Source organism: Ignavibacteriota bacterium (genome assembly GCA_016708125.1).
Classification (GTDB): domain Bacteria; phylum Bacteroidota; class Ignavibacteria; order Ignavibacteriales; family Melioribacteraceae.
Genome location: JADJGF010000001.1, coordinates 522,095 through 537,056 on the forward strand (window position 1 = coordinate 522,095; position 14,962 = coordinate 537,056).

General features: G+C 29.0%; 19 protein-coding genes. 6 read left to right on the top strand and 13 right to left on the bottom strand.

All coding sequences use genetic code 11. The features are described 5' to 3' along the window. Window positions 1-311: 311 nt before the first annotated feature. The 3 genes from IPH62_02505 (at window position 312) to IPH62_02515 (ending at window position 3,831) form a co-directional block, all read left to right on the top strand. Window positions 312-593, top strand: a complete 282-nt coding sequence (locus IPH62_02505; protein MBK7104138.1) for a hypothetical protein — start codon at window positions 312-314, stop codon at window positions 591-593. A 96-nt stretch (window positions 594-689) separates the two neighbouring features. Then, window positions 690-2,912, top strand: coding sequence for a phosphoribosylformylglycinamidine synthase subunit PurL (gene purL / locus IPH62_02510; GenBank protein MBK7104139.1), 2,223 nt, complete (start codon window positions 690-692; stop codon window positions 2,910-2,912). Next, window positions 2,905-3,831: a YihY/virulence factor BrkB family protein gene (locus tag IPH62_02515; GenBank protein ID MBK7104140.1), complete on the top strand. Its 927-nt coding sequence runs from the start codon at window positions 2,905-2,907 to the stop codon at window positions 3,829-3,831. The genes purL and IPH62_02515 overlap by 8 nt, the downstream gene beginning before the upstream one ends. Before the next feature lies 1 nt (window position 3,832). Here the strand turns inward: IPH62_02515 and IPH62_02520 are convergent, their stop codons facing one another. Next, entirely contained in the window at window positions 3,833-4,288 is a 456-nt protein-coding gene (locus tag IPH62_02520; GenBank protein ID MBK7104141.1) for an STAS domain-containing protein, read from the bottom strand. A 20-nt stretch (window positions 4,289-4,308) separates the two neighbouring features. Further along, entirely contained in the window at window positions 4,309-4,500 is a 192-nt protein-coding gene (locus IPH62_02525; protein MBK7104142.1) for a hypothetical protein, read from the bottom strand. 275 nt (window positions 4,501-4,775) lie between these two features. Between IPH62_02525 and IPH62_02530 the strand changes: the two genes are divergently transcribed. The 3 genes from IPH62_02530 to IPH62_02540 all read left to right on the top strand — a co-directional run bounded on the left by IPH62_02530 (window position 4,776) and on the right by IPH62_02540 (window position 6,794). Further along, entirely contained in the window at window positions 4,776-4,967 is a 192-nt protein-coding gene (locus IPH62_02530) for a hypothetical protein (GenBank protein MBK7104143.1), read from the top strand. A gap of 111 nt (window positions 4,968-5,078) precedes the next feature. Beyond that, the gene (locus IPH62_02535; protein ID MBK7104144.1) at window positions 5,079-5,825 is read left to right on the top strand and encodes an electron transfer flavoprotein subunit beta/FixA family protein; all 747 of its coding nucleotides are present in this window, start codon (window positions 5,079-5,081) and stop codon (window positions 5,823-5,825) included. 9 nt (window positions 5,826-5,834) lie between these two features. Next, window positions 5,835-6,794: an electron transfer flavoprotein subunit alpha/FixB family protein gene (locus tag IPH62_02540; GenBank protein ID MBK7104145.1), complete on the top strand. Its 960-nt coding sequence runs from the start codon at window positions 5,835-5,837 to the stop codon at window positions 6,792-6,794. Between the two features lie 106 nt (window positions 6,795-6,900). Here the strand turns inward: IPH62_02540 and IPH62_02545 are convergent, their stop codons facing one another. The 11 genes from IPH62_02545 to era form a co-directional block, all read right to left on the bottom strand. Next, the gene (locus tag IPH62_02545; protein ID MBK7104146.1) at window positions 6,901-7,098 is read right to left on the bottom strand and encodes a hypothetical protein; all 198 of its coding nucleotides are present in this window, start codon (window positions 7,096-7,098) and stop codon (window positions 6,901-6,903) included. 160 nt (window positions 7,099-7,258) lie between these two features. Continuing rightward, on the bottom strand, window positions 7,259-7,945 hold the full coding sequence (locus IPH62_02550) for a ribonuclease H-like domain-containing protein (GenBank protein MBK7104147.1): 687 nt from the start codon (window positions 7,943-7,945) through the stop codon (window positions 7,259-7,261). A gap of 17 nt (window positions 7,946-7,962) precedes the next feature. Then, entirely contained in the window at window positions 7,963-8,415 is a 453-nt protein-coding gene (locus tag IPH62_02555) for an acyl-CoA thioesterase (GenBank protein ID MBK7104148.1), read from the bottom strand. 6 nt (window positions 8,416-8,421) lie between these two features. Beyond that, the gene (ltaE, locus tag IPH62_02560; GenBank protein MBK7104149.1) at window positions 8,422-9,450 is read right to left on the bottom strand and encodes a low-specificity L-threonine aldolase; all 1,029 of its coding nucleotides are present in this window, start codon (window positions 9,448-9,450) and stop codon (window positions 8,422-8,424) included. A 52-nt stretch (window positions 9,451-9,502) separates the two neighbouring features. Continuing rightward, complete coding sequence (locus IPH62_02565) at window positions 9,503-9,871, bottom strand: GxxExxY protein (GenBank protein ID MBK7104150.1); 369 nt, start codon at window positions 9,869-9,871, stop codon at window positions 9,503-9,505. 43 nt (window positions 9,872-9,914) lie between these two features. After that, on the bottom strand, window positions 9,915-11,549 hold the full coding sequence (gene lnt, locus IPH62_02570; GenBank protein MBK7104151.1) for an apolipoprotein N-acyltransferase: 1,635 nt from the start codon (window positions 11,547-11,549) through the stop codon (window positions 9,915-9,917). Next, window positions 11,530-12,153 (bottom strand): DedA family protein, encoded by a 624-nt coding sequence (locus IPH62_02575; protein ID MBK7104152.1) that lies wholly within the window; start codon window positions 12,151-12,153, stop codon window positions 11,530-11,532. The genes lnt and IPH62_02575 overlap by 20 nt, the downstream gene beginning before the upstream one ends. Next, window positions 12,153-12,641 carry a 2-C-methyl-D-erythritol 2,4-cyclodiphosphate synthase gene (locus tag IPH62_02580; protein MBK7104153.1) on the bottom strand — a complete coding sequence of 163 codons (489 nt, stop codon included), beginning with the start codon at window positions 12,639-12,641 and terminating at the stop codon, window positions 12,153-12,155. Before IPH62_02580 ends, IPH62_02575 begins: the two co-directional genes overlap by 1 nt. Further along, window positions 12,641-12,928, bottom strand: coding sequence for an acylphosphatase (locus IPH62_02585; protein ID MBK7104154.1), 288 nt, complete (start codon window positions 12,926-12,928; stop codon window positions 12,641-12,643). Before IPH62_02585 ends, IPH62_02580 begins: the two co-directional genes overlap by 1 nt. Next, window positions 12,909-13,835, bottom strand: a complete 927-nt coding sequence (locus IPH62_02590; GenBank protein ID MBK7104155.1) for a DMT family transporter — start codon at window positions 13,833-13,835, stop codon at window positions 12,909-12,911. The genes IPH62_02585 and IPH62_02590 overlap by 20 nt, the downstream gene beginning before the upstream one ends. An 83-nt stretch (window positions 13,836-13,918) precedes the next feature. Beyond that, entirely contained in the window at window positions 13,919-14,818 is a 900-nt protein-coding gene (gene era, locus IPH62_02595) for a GTPase Era (GenBank protein ID MBK7104156.1), read from the bottom strand. Window positions 14,819-14,962: the final 144 nt, after the last annotated feature.

The following is a 14,962-nucleotide window of genomic DNA, read 5'->3' on the forward strand; positions in this document are numbered from 1 at the left end:
TGCATTAGAATAAAGTCAAACAAAAATTTATATGAAAATTAAACCTTTGCAATATAATTTTACATGATTTCCATATTCCTTCTAACTTATTGTTTTATAATATTTTAGTTATTTTTCCGTACCATTTAAATGCAAAATTTCTTGCATGGTTTGATTAAACTCATAATAAGATTTTTTCAGCAATTTATTGTGATTCCTATCATTTCAACAATTTATTATTTCAATAGATTTGTTTTTAGAAAATGTTTCATTTAAAACTTGATGTGTTTTAAGAAGTGACATTTTTTTTGAGACAATTAAAAAGTTAAAATATGATAAATAAAGAAGTAAATCCCAAACCAATTGAAGCAAAATCAGAAACTATAAAAAGCAAAGATTCTGAAATTTCTTATGAAAAAAAGATTTTTTCTTCACTTAAAAGTGGAATTTTTGCATTCAGCATAGTTTTAGTAATTAATACTTTTCTAAAATTTTTAGCAATTACTTCAAATTCTGTCGTAAGTTTTGAACTAACTTCAAATGATTTAATTTTTTCAATTTGGGCTTTTATCATATTTTCATTTATTGAATTAGCTCACCGATTCAAATCATAACAAAATTTTCACTTCACCAAAAATTTGTTTTTTCTTCATCTAAGAAAAAAAAAATTTATCTTTACACTTTAATTTAATCAATTCAAAAAAATCCTTATGAACGAACCAAAAGTAACTTTAGAACTTGCCAAAGAACATGGCTTAACCGAAGAAGAATTTAATAATATTTGTGAAAAACTTGGAAGAACTCCAAACTACACTGAATTGGGAATTTTTAGTGTAATGTGGAGTGAACATTGCAGTTACAAAAATTCAATTGCATTGCTTAAAACTTTGCCGAGAAGCGGAAAAAAATTGTTAGTCGGTGCCGGAGAAGAAAATGCCGGACTTGTAGATATCGGCGATGGACAAGCAATAGCTTTTAAAATAGAAAGTCATAATCATCCTTCTGCAGTTGAACCTTATCAAGGTGCGGCAACCGGAGTTGGCGGAATTTTGCGCGATATTTTTACGATGGGTGCGCGACCAATTGCGGCTTTAAATTCTTTAAGATTTGGAAAACTAACAAATCCCAGAACAAAATTTTTGTTTGAAGGAGTTGTAAAAGGAATTGCAGATTACGGAAATTGTTTCGGTGTACCAACCGTTGGCGGCGAAGTGTATTTTGATGAAGTTTATCAAGGAAATCCTTTAGTAAATGCAATGGCTGTTGGAATTGTGGATTCACATAAAACAGTTTCTGCAGTTGCAAAAGGTGAAAATAATCCGGTTATGATTATAGGTTCCGCAACCGGAAGAGATGGAATTCACGGTGCAACTTTTGCTTCCGAAGAAATTAGCGAAAAATCCGAAGCAAAAAGACCATCGGTACAAGTCGGTGATCCATTTACGGAAAAATTACTTCTTGAAGCAACTTTGGAAATTATTAAAAAGGATTTGGTTGTTGGAATTCAAGATATGGGAGCAGCCGGAATTTCTTGCTCAACTGCAGAAATGAGTGAAAAAGGAAAATCCGGAATGATTATAGATTTGAACAAAGTTCCGCTTCGTGAAAAAACTATGACGGCTTACGAAATTATGCTTTCGGAAAGTCAAGAAAGAATGCTGGTTGTTGCAAAAAAAGGCTGCGAAGATGAAGTGAAAAAAATATTCGATAAGTGGGATTTGAACTGTGAAATTATTGGTGTTGTTACCGATGAAGAAAAATTAAATGTTTCTTATCATGGTGAAAAAAAAGCAAATATTCCTCCGTTTGAATTAGCTTTGGGCGGCGGAGTTCCGGTTTATTATCGAGAAACCAGAAAGCCAAAATATATAGATGAAGTTCAAAATTACGATTTAACAAATTTGCCCAAACCCGAAAATTTGCAAAAAACTTTTATAAAAGTTTTTTCATCGCCTAATATTGCATCTAAAAAATGGGTTTATCAGCAATACGATTATATGGTTAGAACCAATACGGTTGTTGGTCCCGGCTGTGATTCCGCAGTAATTAGAATTAAAGACACAAAAAAAGCAATTGCAATGCAAACAGATTGCAACGGAAAATATGTTTATTTAAATCCTAAAAATGGAGCAAAAATTGCTGTTGCGGAATCTGCAAGAAATATTGTTTGTTCCGGCGGTAATCCTTTGGCAATTACAAATTGTTTAAATTTTGGAAATCCGTATGATCCCGAAATTTATTGGACTTTCAAAGAATCAATTGACGGAATGGGTGAAGCTTGCAGATTTTTTGATACTCCCGTAACCGGCGGAAATGTTAGTTTTTATAATGAAAGTCCGGATACAACCGTTTATCCAACTCCTGTAATTGGAATGATTGGATTGATAGATGATGTTGATAAAATTATGACATCATACTTTAAAAATGCTGGCGATAAAATTTATGTTCTTGGCGAAGATTTTGAAGAAATTGGCGGAAGCGAATTTTTAAGTGTAATTCACGGAATTGTTAAGGGAAATTCTCCAAATATAAATTTGGAAGTTGAAAAAAAACTTCACAAAACTGTTTTAGAATTAATTGATAAAAAATTAATTAATTCTGCTCATGATGTTTCTGATGGAGGAATAATTTCTGCTTTGGCTGAATGCTGCATTATAAATAATCCAAAATTGATTGGAGCAGAAGTTAAAATTCCAATTAAAAATAGAGAAGATTTTACACTTTTTTCAGAATCACAAAGTAGAATTATAATTTCTGTAAATCCAAATTTTGAAAATGAATTTTTGGAAATTGTGAAAAATTCAAATCTACATTTTGTTTATTTGGGAATTACAACCGATAAAGATTTTATAGTAAATTCAAACATTAATATTTCTTTAGAAAAACTTGTCGATTTATATTTTGAATCAATTCCAAGATTGATGAATGAGTAAATTCAAATTTTTTAGATTAATTGGAAATTATTTTTCTTTTAATCGTTACAGAAAAGTTTTAGGATTTTTCAATCATTACATAATTGGTTTGTTAAAGAGAATTGATGAACATCATATTTTTCTTGCCGGCGGCGGAATTGCGTTTTCATTAATTTTATCTACAATTCCAATTTTACTTTTACTTTTTGCAGTTTTGGGAAAAATTATTGATCCGCTTACAATTGAAGAAAATATTTCCAAAATAATTTTAACCATGATTCCCTATCCGGAATATGCGGAATTTACAAAAATCGCAATTTTAAAAAGAGTTCCGGAAGTTTATCAATATAGTTCTGCTGCGTTTACATTAGGTTTAATTGGTTTATTTTTTACTTCCACATGGATTTTCAGCAGCTTGCGAACAATCTTAAACAGTATTTTCGGATATGACAAAACCAAGGGAATTTTATTTGGATTACTACGTGATTTTGGAATGGTAATTTTGGTTATTGCAATGATTTTAATTTCTACTTTCGTTTTACCTTCAATAAATATTTTTATAACTGCAACTGAAAATCTTGATATTCTTGTAAATTTTAAAGTAGATAAAATAATTCACACAATATTTTCATTTACATCAATTATTGTTGTTTTACTTCTATTTTTATTGTTTTACACAATAATTCCATATTCAAAACTAAACAAAAAAGCTGTTTTTATTGGCGCACTTTGGGCAACTATTTTGTGGGAAATTGCAAGATTTACTTTTGGTTATTATGTGGAAAATTTTTTACAGGCAAATCAATTTTATCAAGCATTTTTACTTGTAATTGTATTACTGTTTTGGCTTTTTTATGCTTCAATTTTGTTTTTAATTGGAGCAGAAATTGCGCAGTTATACATAGAAAGAATGAATTTGGGGGAAAAACTCACTCTCTAACTTATGCTTTTTCTGCTTCACCAATGGAATTGAATACTTTAAATACTTTATCTAAACCAGTAGCTGAAAAGATTGGTAAACGATTTTGATTATTATAAACTAAATAAAACTTTTTGCCCATTGCTTTAGTTCTTTTTACTCCAGCAACTAAAACTCCGAAAAATGATGAATCGACAAATTCGCACTCATTTAAATCAACAATTACACTTTTGTTTTCTTCGGCAACAGTTTTATCTAAAAAGGATTTGAAACTTGAAGCTTCTCTTAAAGTTGCTCTCTCAAAAAGAATTTTAATAATTGTAAATTCTTGAGAAGACTTTGAATCCTTTTCAAAAAAATTTGAGAATTCTAATTTATTTCCAAGCAATGAGCTACCCTCAATTATAAATCTATTTTTCAATCTATTTTGAAATTGATCCAGTGAATTATTTTCTTGCTTCTCTTTGAGATTATACATTCTTATTTCCCCAAATTTAGTTAATTTTTTCTAAATTCTTTAAGTTTTTGTATTACTAAAATTCTATCGTCTTGATTTTCGATTGAATCTGTAATTACGTGAACCTTACTTTCTCCGGTTTGATTTCCCGTTTCATCAATTTTTAATTCTAAAATACTGGATTCATTTTTTATAAAAAATTCTCCAGAATAACCTTTAACCGTAAAACTCATTTTCACCTCAATTTTACAAGCAATAAGCAGTAATTGAGTTCTTAAATCAGTGATTTACAACAAATTAAAAAAAAGTTTCATTCATTTAACTTGCAATAAACTTATGAGAAATAATCGGCATTTTTTTATCAAAGTTGAATAAAACAAAGTGATTTGAGTCACAAATGACAAAATTTACTTCTATTACTTTGAAACATTAAATAGATAAACATAAAAAAACAATTAATTCAATTGCATATTAATTAAATTTTTACTAATTTTTTTTTGAGGTTTGAATGTCAGAATATATACAAAATCCAATTAGTCATCCCGAGTGGAATCCTTCAATGGGTGATTTCTTCAGCAAAAGAGTTTTTGAAGAAGATAAACTGCACGAAAAAAAACAAAGCAGAAAAAAATTATTTATAAGTAGTTTACTTTTTGTTCACGTTTTAATGCTTGGTTTAGTAATTATTTATTTTTCTTAAACTTTACATCTAAGAAAGAAAAGATTTTAAACTTTTCATGTTGTAAAAACTTTATTTGTATCTAAATTTATACTATTTTTTAAAAATATTTCGGTATAAATAGGAGGTACAATGAAGATTGCTGTTTGTGTTAGTCATGTTCCGGATACAGCCGCAAAAATTAAAATCGGCAGTGATGCTAAATCTATCGATCCAACCGATGTAACTTACATACTAAATCCCTATGATGAATTTGCCATTGAAGAAGCCTTAAAAACCAAAGAAAAATTTGGCGGTGAAGTCGTTATTATTAGTTTAGGCAATGAATCTAATAAAGAAAGCGTTCGTAAAGCTTTAGCAATGGGTGCAGATAATGGTATTTTATTAAAAGATAGCGGAATCAGAGATTCTATAAGTCTTTCCAAAGCATTAGCCGAAGAAATAAAATTGCAAAATGCAGATTTAGTTTTTATGGGTAAACAAGCTGTTGATTATGATAATTCAATAACCGGACAATTAACCGCTGAATTTTTGGGATTTAATTGCGTAAGTGTAGTTATTAAATTTGATATTGACGGAAATAAAATTACTGCCGAACGTGAAATTGAAGGTGGAAAGGAAATTGTTGAAACTTCAATTCCCGCAATTATAACTTGCCAAAAGGGTTTAAACGAACCGCGATATGCATCTCTTAAAGGAATTATGGCAGCAAAGAAAAAAGTAATCGAGGAAAAAAATGCATCGGTTTTTGAAAATAAATCTGAAGTTATTCAAATGAGTAAACCAGTTGGGAAGCAAGCCGGGAAAATAATAGGTAAAGACTCAAGTGCAGTTCCTGAGTTAGTTCGTTTATTGAAAGAAGAAGCAAAAGTAATATAGGAGATGAAAATGACAAATAAAATTTTAGTTATTCTTGAGCAAAGAGATAATAATATAAAAAAAGTATCGTATGAAGTTTCAAAAGCTGGATTTGAACTTTCCCAAAAATTAAACTGTGCGATTGAAGCTGTAATAGTTGGCGGAGAAATAAATGATTTATCAAAAATTGGCAATTATGGAATTAAAAAAATAACACATTTAAAAAATTCCGAACTTAATAAATATTCATCCTCTGCATACACAAAAACTATTGTAGAATTTTTAAATGAAATTGGTGCAAATATAATTTTAATTGGAAATACTTCGCTCGGAAAAGATTTGGCTCCAAGAATTGCTGCAAAATTGGATGCTGGAATTGCAGTTGATGTTATTAAAATTGAAACATCCGAAAATAATATTATTGCAACAAGACCAATTTACGCTGGAAAAGCATTAGTTGATATTAAAATAAATTCAGAGAAAAAAGTTTTTACAATTAGACCAAATGTATTTAATCCGGGAGAACCAACTGAAAATAATTCAGAAATAATTGTCAAAGAAATTTCTTCACCGGATTTTTCAACAAAAGTAATTGAAGTTAAAAAAGCTGAAGGAAAGTTAGATGTTGCAGAAGCATCATTAATTGTTTCCGGCGGAAGAGGAATGAAAGAAGCTGCAAATTTTAAACTGGTTGAAGATTTAGCAGAAGTTTTAGGAGCAGCAGTTGGAGCTTCCCGCGCTGTTGTTGATGCTGGCTGGCGACCTCATGCAGAGCAAGTCGGGCAAACAGGGAAAACTGTTTCGCCAAATTTATATATTGCTTTGGGAATTTCCGGAGCAATTCAACATTTAGCCGGAATGCGATCATCAAAATGTATTGTTGCAATAAACAAAGATGCAGATGCTCCGATATTTCAAATTGCAGATTACGGAATTGCCGGAGATGTTTTTGAAGTTGTTCCGGCTTTAATTGCAGAATTAAAAAAATAATATTTTTGTTATCAAGAATTCGATGTCTTTAAATTTATAAATGTTTATTAAAAAGATGCCATTTTTTTAAAGATGGCATCTTTGAACTTCTATTGCACATCAAAAATTAGTATTCCTCAAATTCAGTTGTTAAATAAGTGTGTAGCACAACAAATAAAACTGCAATACTTCCAAAACAAATACTTAGCAATGCTGCTATTAAAAAGTTATCATAAAAATGTAAAATAATTGTTGCGGGAATTACAACAGATAAAAAACCAATACCAAAACCCCAATTCCATGATTTAATATTTTTTGGTTTCAATATTGATTTACAATTCTTACAAATTGTTTGATGATTTTTTTTAAATCGAAATATTTCTTTAATGGATATTGGACTTTTACAATTTGGGCAACTGAAATTTTTCATTTATTTTTTAATAAATTTTGTAAAAACATATTTTAAAATTATTTAACAAGATTTTCTAAATATTCAAATAATCTTCCCAAATTTTATATAATTCATAAGTTGCTTTAACATCTTCGCTGCAATAAATTGCAATGTCTTTAATTTTTCCGGCTTTATATAATTCCTTAATTTCCATTCCGGTAATTCCTTTAGATTTTGGAGATTTTATTCCAAATGCGTGACAATAAAAATCCAAATTAAATTTTCTTGTAATTCCGTAAAATGTAAATTGATCAAGCAAATCAATGTGTTTTGTTATGTTGTATCTGTTATGAATTAAATTTATAGTAGGTTTAACTTCAAGCATTGCAGAGCGAAGCATTAAAAACGGGATATCAAAATTCCTTCCGTTAAATGTAATTACTTTATCTGTTTTGGATAAATAATTCCAAAATAATTTTAAAAGTTCTTTTTCATTTATGGATTTGTACTTAATTCCTTTTTCTTCAATTATAATTTCTTCTTCGGAATTGTCATCATACAAAACAAGAATTCCGTTTGTTTCTGTATTTAACATTCCTATTGAAATAATTTTTGCAGTATAAGGATAAAGACTTAAAAACCTTTCTACTTCTTCTTTTTTATTTTCTCTTATAATTTGATCAGATTCTTTTTCCGCATATCTTAGAAGAAATTCTTGCTGACTTTCCGCTAAATTTTCCAATTCAAATCCAACGGTTTCAATATCAATTACAATTCCCATTTTTACCTCAAAAATGTTTAAGGATTTTTATTTATTTCTACCCCCTTTTCAAAATCGTTTACGGCATTGTAAAATTCATCCGGTAATGGAATGGACTTTTTTGTTTGCAAATTTATATGAACAAGAATTCCATTTCCCTTTGCAATTATTTGCAAATTATTTTTGTTTATTACTAAATGTTCAAATTTAAAACTTGAATTTCTGATTTCAATAATTTTAGTTAAAATTTCTAACTCATCATCCAATTTTGCCGGTAAAATATAATCACATTCATTATGAGCCATTATGAAAAATAAATTATTTTCTAAAATAACTTTGAGATTATAATTTTTCTTTAAATCTTGAAGATATTTAATTCGCGCATCTTCAAAATAATTGAAATATACAGCATTATTGCAAACTCCCATAATATCAACTTCATGGAATTTTACAACTTCAGTAATTTTATGTTTGAAATTTTCTATTTCCATATTTTGTCAAAAAACTTTTTCAATTATTTCGCAAACTTTATTTATATCTTCAAAACTAACATCCATATGAGTTACGGCTCGTAAAGTTCCAATTTGTCCAACCGAAAAAAGCAATCCATTTTCTTTACAAATTGATAAAGATTCTTCAACACTTTTTTGTAATGGTTTAAATATAATAATATTTGTTTCAACTTCTTTATTTATTAATTCAAACTTTCCAGTTTTAACTAAATAATTTGCAAGCATTTTTGCTTTTTCATGATCTTCTGCAAGCCGCTCAATATTATTTTGAATTGCATAAATTCCGGCAGCAGCTAATACTCCGGCTTGACGCATTCCTCCGCCAAACGCCTTTCTTACTCGGAAAGCTTCATTTATAAATTCTGATGTTCCGGCAATTACGGATCCAACCGGCGTTCCTAAACCCTTTGATAAACAAACTGAAACTGAATCGAAATATTTTGCATACTCGGAAACTTTTATACTGGTTGCGACTGAAGCATTCCACAATCTTGCTCCATCCAAATGAAATTTTAAATTATGTTTTCTCACAAGAGTTTGAAGCTTTTCAATTTCCTCTAATTTATAAATTGTTCCGCCGGCTCTGTTGTGTGTATTTTCTACTTCAATAATTTTTGTTCTTGGCATGTAGTATGCGCTTGTTGGGCGAATTAAAGGTTCTACTAATTCCGGATTAAGAATCCCACGATCAGCTTTAATTGGATAAAGTTGAATTCCACTAAGAACTGCCGGTGATCCGGATTCATATTGGAAAATATGTGCATCTGCTTCGCAAATTACTTCATCACCCGGATTTGTATGAACATTTAGGCAAATCTGATTTCCCATTACACCGCTTGGTACAAACAATGCCGATTCTTTGCTGAGTAATTCCGCAATCATTTCTTGAAGTTTATTTAATGTTGGGTCTTCTTTAAATACATCATCGCCAACTTCTGCATCATACATTGCTTTTCTCATTCCTTGTGAAGGACGAGTAACTGTATCACTTCTTAAATCAATAATTTTGTTCATTGTTCCCCTATAGAACGCGGATAACGCCGATAACACAGATATCCACAGAAAATTAGTTATTACTAAAAATTTTTCTTCTGAATTCTGCTTTTTTACCAAAATTCAAAAGTAAACCTACTTCAATATCAGTTGCTTTAAGATAATTTATTAATTGCGCTTCATGTTCTTCGCAAATACTTTCTGCTGCTTTTAATTCTAAAATCACTAAATCATTAACGATTAAATCAGCATAATAATCTCCAACATTTTCATTTTCATAAAACACTTTAATATTATGCTGTTGCTTTACATTTAATCCTAATTTTTTCAATTCAACTTTCATTGCATTTTCATAAACCTTTTCGAGAAATCCATATCCGAGAGTATTATTAACTTTGTAAAACGCTCCAATTATTTTTTCTGTTAATTCAGAATGTAACATTTTATATCTCTTTTATCTGTGAAAATTTGCGTATTCAGTGTTATCAGCGTTCTATTATTTTTTTAAATATTGTTATAAAAATTACAAGTAATGAAATACAAATACTTATATATGGTAATAACAATGGATACTTTGTAAAAAAAGTTTTGTTATTTCTTAGTTCAACATCGCCGACCAAAACAGTTTTAGTAAACATTTTCGTATCTGATAAAGTTTCACCCAATGGATTTATGATACAACTTATTCCACCATTTGCAGCTCTTACAAGCGATCTTCTATTTTCAACAGCTCTTAAAACATGAATTTCCTTGTGCTGATATGGACCGCTTGAATTTCCATACCAGCTATCATTTGTAACAACACTAATAAATTCAGCACCTTTATCAACAAACGCAGAAATAAAATCCGGATAAATCGCTTCAATACAAATAACACCGCCAACTTTATAATTTGTCAAATTATTTTTTGCAGAAAAAACTACAGTGTCGGTGCCAGTATTCCAACTCGAAATCCCAACATTCCATTTAATCCATTTTCCAAGAATGGGGAATTCTTCAACCAAAGGGACTTTTTCACCAAAAGGAACAAGCTTAATTTTTCCATATTGTTCAACATTTGTATTGGGTGAAAAAAATAATATCGAGTTGTAACTAGTGTAAAAATATTTACTGTTCTTCATCGGTTTTGCATTTTCCGGTGCTGATAAAGAATCAGTGAAAAAATTTGCGTGAGGCATTCCGGTTAAAATTGAAATTTTATTTGAATCAACAAAATTTTGAATTTTCAGAGTTTCATTTTTATAACTATCTAATAATAAATAAACCGGCAAAGCAGTTTCGGGCCACATAATTAATTCTGCCTTTTTTAAAATTGCTTCTTTCGATAAATCCAAATACAGATTAATTTGTTCATCTAAATTTCCAACTTCCCATTTTTTATTAGGATTCAAATTTGGTTGAACTAATCCAACTTTAACTTTTTTAGTACTTTCTTTATAATTATTAATTTTAATCATTCCGTAAATAATTGGAATAAGTAATATCAGTAGAAAAGAAATTACATATTTACAATTGCATTTTCTGTTTTCATTATAATTTTGAAAAAGTTTATATGCAAAAATATTTGTGTAAATTATTAATATAGTAAGTCCATATGAGCCAATAATATCAGCTATTTGAATGTACGATGTTAAATACGGAAGTGCATTACTTAACGAAAGCCATGGAAATTTAAAGTCAGTTATAGAATAAATATATTCATAAAAAAGCCAAAACCACGGAAGAAGAAACAATGCAATATTTTTATTTATATATTTTTTTGTGAAATAGTAAAGGGTAGAAGGAATTAAAAATACAATTGGATTAAAAAACATTAATATTGATCCGGAAAGCATTAAGAAAGGATCGGCATCTTTTGTCCAGCTTCCAACCCAATAAAGTGTAAATATGTTAAAGAAAAATATTGTGAAATATGTAAATCTATTAATCTCCGCAAGCGTATTTCTTTTTTCAATTACAATTAAGAAAGGAATTAATGCTGAAAATATTAAATAAGTTAACGGAATTGGCGGGAATGATAATCCCAATAAAATTCCGGAAAGTAAACCGAGTAATAATTCCTTTCTATTTTCTTTTTTTTGTTCGCGGGATTTATATGATCTAAATATTTTTTTCAGCATTGTTCTTTCTTTTTTTTAGAAAATATTTTATCGTAAAATAAATTACTACAAGTATTGTAATTCCCAATCCAATATTAGAATAAGTTTGAAGATAATAATCTATTTGCTGAATATTATTTCCTAAAGTCATCCCCAAATAAATAATTAGAAAGTTCCAAAGTAGTGCGCTTATTAAAGAATAGAAAAATGTTTTATAAACATTTAGTTCGTGAACTCCGGAGAAAAAACTAATTACAGATCTTGTTCCGGGTAAAAATCTATTTGCTAAAATAATTTTGTAACCGTACTTGGTAAACCATTCATCAGTTTTGTGAAGTGCATCTTGACTAATAAACTTAAGCTTTCCCGAGCGTAAAACTTTTTCGCTTAAAAAAAATCCAACGTAATACATAAGAATAAATCCTAATGCGCTTCCAATACTTGTAATTAATAAAATTGGAATAAACCCAACTGAAGTTGACGAAATTAAAGAAGCCCCAACTACAACAACAACATCGCTTGGAGATGGCGGAAAAACATTTTCAATAAATGCAAAAAAGAAAAGTATAATATAAATCCAACTTGTTTCTAAAGTGCTGATGTAAGCAATAATTTCTTCTAACATTAATCACCTAAATCTTGAAATACGAGAACAGTAGAATATGCTTGCGCACCTTTTTCTTCACCAACAAAACCTAATTTTTCCGATGTAGTTGCTTTCACTGAAATTTGATCAACATTTAGATTTAGTATTTCTGCAATACTTTTTCTGATTGCAAAAATGTAATCTTTCAATTTAGGTTTTTCCATCACAATTGTTGAATCGATATTTGAAATTTTATAACCTTTATTTTTAATTAGTTCACTAACTTTTTTCAATAAAATTTTGCTGTCAATATTTTTATAAGATTGGTCTGTATCCGGAAAATGCTGACCAATATCTCCAAGCGCTAAAGCTCCCAACAAAGCATCGCAAATTGCATGAAGTAAAACATCAGCATCTGAGTGACCTAGCAAACCTTTTTCAGAAGGAATTTCAATTCCGCCTAAAAATAATTTTCTATTTCCCGAAAATGCATGAACATCATAACCGAAGCCGGTTCTAAAATTCATTAAAATCTCCTTATTTCAAAAGTTGAAAATTCTCCGACAAAACTTTGCCAAGAAATTTTTATATCTCTAACATCGGCGTGCATTGGTCCAATTTTTAAATGATTGAATAATTCTTCAATTTGATATTTTTCACCTTCCGCAACCGTTAAAACTGTACCATCATATTGATTTTTTGTGTAACCGACTAAATTCAATTCCAAAGCTTTTCGCAAAACAAAATATCTAAAACCAACTCCTTGCACCAAACCGGAAACAATTATTTCCACTCTAATTTTTTGGTTTTCCATTTTTTATAAATATATTTTCATACAATTCAGAAATAAACAAACCCAGCATAATCAATGCTGCGCCGAAGTATCCAAAATTAGTTATTTTTTCTCCTAATATAAAGAATGCAAAAATTGCCGCAAAAATTGGCTCAAATGAAAAAATAATTCCCGCTTTTGCCGGTGTTACATCTTTCTGATATTTTGTTTGAAGCGCCGTTGTAATTAATGTTGCAAAAATTGATGTATATAAAATTCCGCCAATTAAATTATTTGTTAAATCAATTTTAAAATGTTCTAAATTAATTCCGGAAAAAAATAAAGAAAATATTATCGCTAAAATTGCAGTCGTAATAATCTGCAAAAAAAGTAAAACCCAAAATTCATGTTTGGTTGTTTCAATATCTAAATAAATAATATAGATTGCGAAAAAGAAAGCGCAGATTAAGGTTAAGCCGTCACCAAGATTAAAGTTTGTTGCAATGTCTTCAAATAAATTTAAAATTGAATTTCCGCCGCTTGATAAAAATGCAATTCCTATCATCACCAGAATAGAACCGAGAATTACTCCTTTTGTTGGAATTCTTTTTTCAATAATTGTTTGAAGAATTGGAATCATAATTACAGTTGTTCCAGTAAAAAATCCGGATTTTGTTGCCGATGTATATTTTAATCCAATAGTCTGAACTGCAAAACCGATGAACAACAAAATACCTAATAAAATTCCCGCATTAAAATTTTGCTTTGTAAATTTTTTTTTAATTATAAACGGAAGTAAAAATATTCCGGCAATTAAAAATCGTAATGCAATAAATGCCATTGAGGAAATATCATTCAATGATTCTTTGACAATTACAAAAGTTGCTCCCCAAAGTAATGTTATTAAAAGTAGAATTGCTTCAGATTTATATTTTTTTTGTAATATCATTTTTCATAAAAAAAAATAGAACGCTGATTTTTTAGATCATAATAAATCATAACAATCATAATTATCTGCGTTCCATTGATTATTTAATTACTATAACCAAAATTTTTAAGCATGTTTTCATCTTTACGCCAATTGGGTTTTACCTTAACAAACAATTCCAAAAAAACTTCTCGCATTAAAAATTCTTCTATAGATTTTCTGGAAAGTTCACCCAACTTTTTAATCGATGTTCCTTTTTTTCCAAGAATAATCGGCTTCTGAGAATCACGCTCTACAATTATTGAGGCAGAAATATAATCTTTTCGGTTTTCTCTTTCTAAAAATTGATCGATTACTACTTCAACCGAATATGGAATTTCATCTTTATATAATTCAAAAACTTTTTCTCTAATTTTTTCGGCGACAAAAAACTTTTCGGGTTCATCCGTTAATTGATCTTCGGGAAAATATTTTGGATGTTCCGGTAAAAATTCTACAATTTTTGAAAGCAATGAATCAATATTGTAATTCTCAATAGCAGAAATCGGAATTATATTTTCAAACAATTTTTCATTCTCAAAATGTAAAATTGAATTTTTAATTTTTTCTTCATTTGATAAATCAATTTTGTTTATTGCAAGAATTTTTTTTTGCTTCTTATTTGAAATAAATTTTTTGATACTTTCTTTTTCAAAAGATTTAATTTCAACATCTATATTTTGCGCATCCAATAGAAACACAAGAATATCGGCATCTTGAACCGAAAGATCAACGTAATCCAATAATTTTTCTTGAAGTAAATATTTAGGCTCTAAAATTCCGGGAGTATCTAAAAAAACAATTTGAAATTCTTTTGTATCCAAAATTCCTAAAATTCTTTTACGCGTAGTCTGCGGCTTATTTGTAATTATTGATAAATCTTCTCCGATTAATTTATTCATCAAAGTTGATTTACCGACATTTGGTTTGCCGATTATTGTTACAAATCCGGATTTAGTTTTCATAGTTTTATCAAAAATTATTTGTAAAGATAATTAAAATTGATTTGGGAATTTTTTAAATAAGAAATGTGGAAGTGAGATTATTTAAAGATCAGATCTTTTTGAAAGATCGGATCTTTAAATATAGTTTTTAGATTCCCGGTTAAA

Coding starts and splice junctions, on each gene's coding strand:
- IPH62_02525 (MBK7104142.1), bottom strand. CDS start 4,500: ATGAGTTTTACGGTTAAAGGTTATTCTGGAGAATTTTTTATAAAAAAT.
- IPH62_02550 (MBK7104147.1), bottom strand. CDS start 7,945: ATGGGAATTGTAATTGATATTGAAACCGTTGGATTTGAATTGGAAAAT.
- ltaE (MBK7104149.1), bottom strand. CDS start 9,450: ATGAACAAAATTATTGATTTAAGAAGTGATACAGTTACTCGTCCTTCA.
- IPH62_02565 (MBK7104150.1), bottom strand. CDS start 9,871: ATGTTACATTCTGAATTAACAGAAAAAATAATTGGAGCGTTTTACAAA.
- IPH62_02540 (MBK7104145.1), top strand. CDS start 5,835: ATGACAAATAAAATTTTAGTTATTCTTGAGCAAAGAGATAATAATATA.
- purL (MBK7104139.1), top strand. CDS start 690: ATGAACGAACCAAAAGTAACTTTAGAACTTGCCAAAGAACATGGCTTA.
- IPH62_02580 (MBK7104153.1), bottom strand. CDS start 12,641: ATGAATTTTAGAACCGGCTTCGGTTATGATGTTCATGCATTTTCGGGA.
- IPH62_02575 (MBK7104152.1), bottom strand. CDS start 12,153: ATGTTAGAAGAAATTATTGCTTACATCAGCACTTTAGAAACAAGTTGG.
- IPH62_02590 (MBK7104155.1), bottom strand. CDS start 13,835: ATGATATTACAAAAAAAATATAAATCTGAAGCAATTCTACTTTTAATA.
- IPH62_02515 (MBK7104140.1), top strand. CDS start 2,905: ATGAGTAAATTCAAATTTTTTAGATTAATTGGAAATTATTTTTCTTTT.
- IPH62_02555 (MBK7104148.1), bottom strand. CDS start 8,415: ATGGAAATAGAAAATTTCAAACATAAAATTACTGAAGTTGTAAAATTC.
- lnt (MBK7104151.1), bottom strand. CDS start 11,549: ATGCTGAAAAAAATATTTAGATCATATAAATCCCGCGAACAAAAAAAA.
- IPH62_02535 (MBK7104144.1), top strand. CDS start 5,079: ATGAAGATTGCTGTTTGTGTTAGTCATGTTCCGGATACAGCCGCAAAA.
- IPH62_02505 (MBK7104138.1), top strand. CDS start 312: ATGATAAATAAAGAAGTAAATCCCAAACCAATTGAAGCAAAATCAGAA.
- era (MBK7104156.1), bottom strand. CDS start 14,818: ATGAAAACTAAATCCGGATTTGTAACAATAATCGGCAAACCAAATGTC.
- IPH62_02585 (MBK7104154.1), bottom strand. CDS start 12,928: ATGGAAAACCAAAAAATTAGAGTGGAAATAATTGTTTCCGGTTTGGTG.
- IPH62_02520 (MBK7104141.1), bottom strand. CDS start 4,288: ATGTATAATCTCAAAGAGAAGCAAGAAAATAATTCACTGGATCAATTT.
- IPH62_02530 (MBK7104143.1), top strand. CDS start 4,776: ATGTCAGAATATATACAAAATCCAATTAGTCATCCCGAGTGGAATCCT.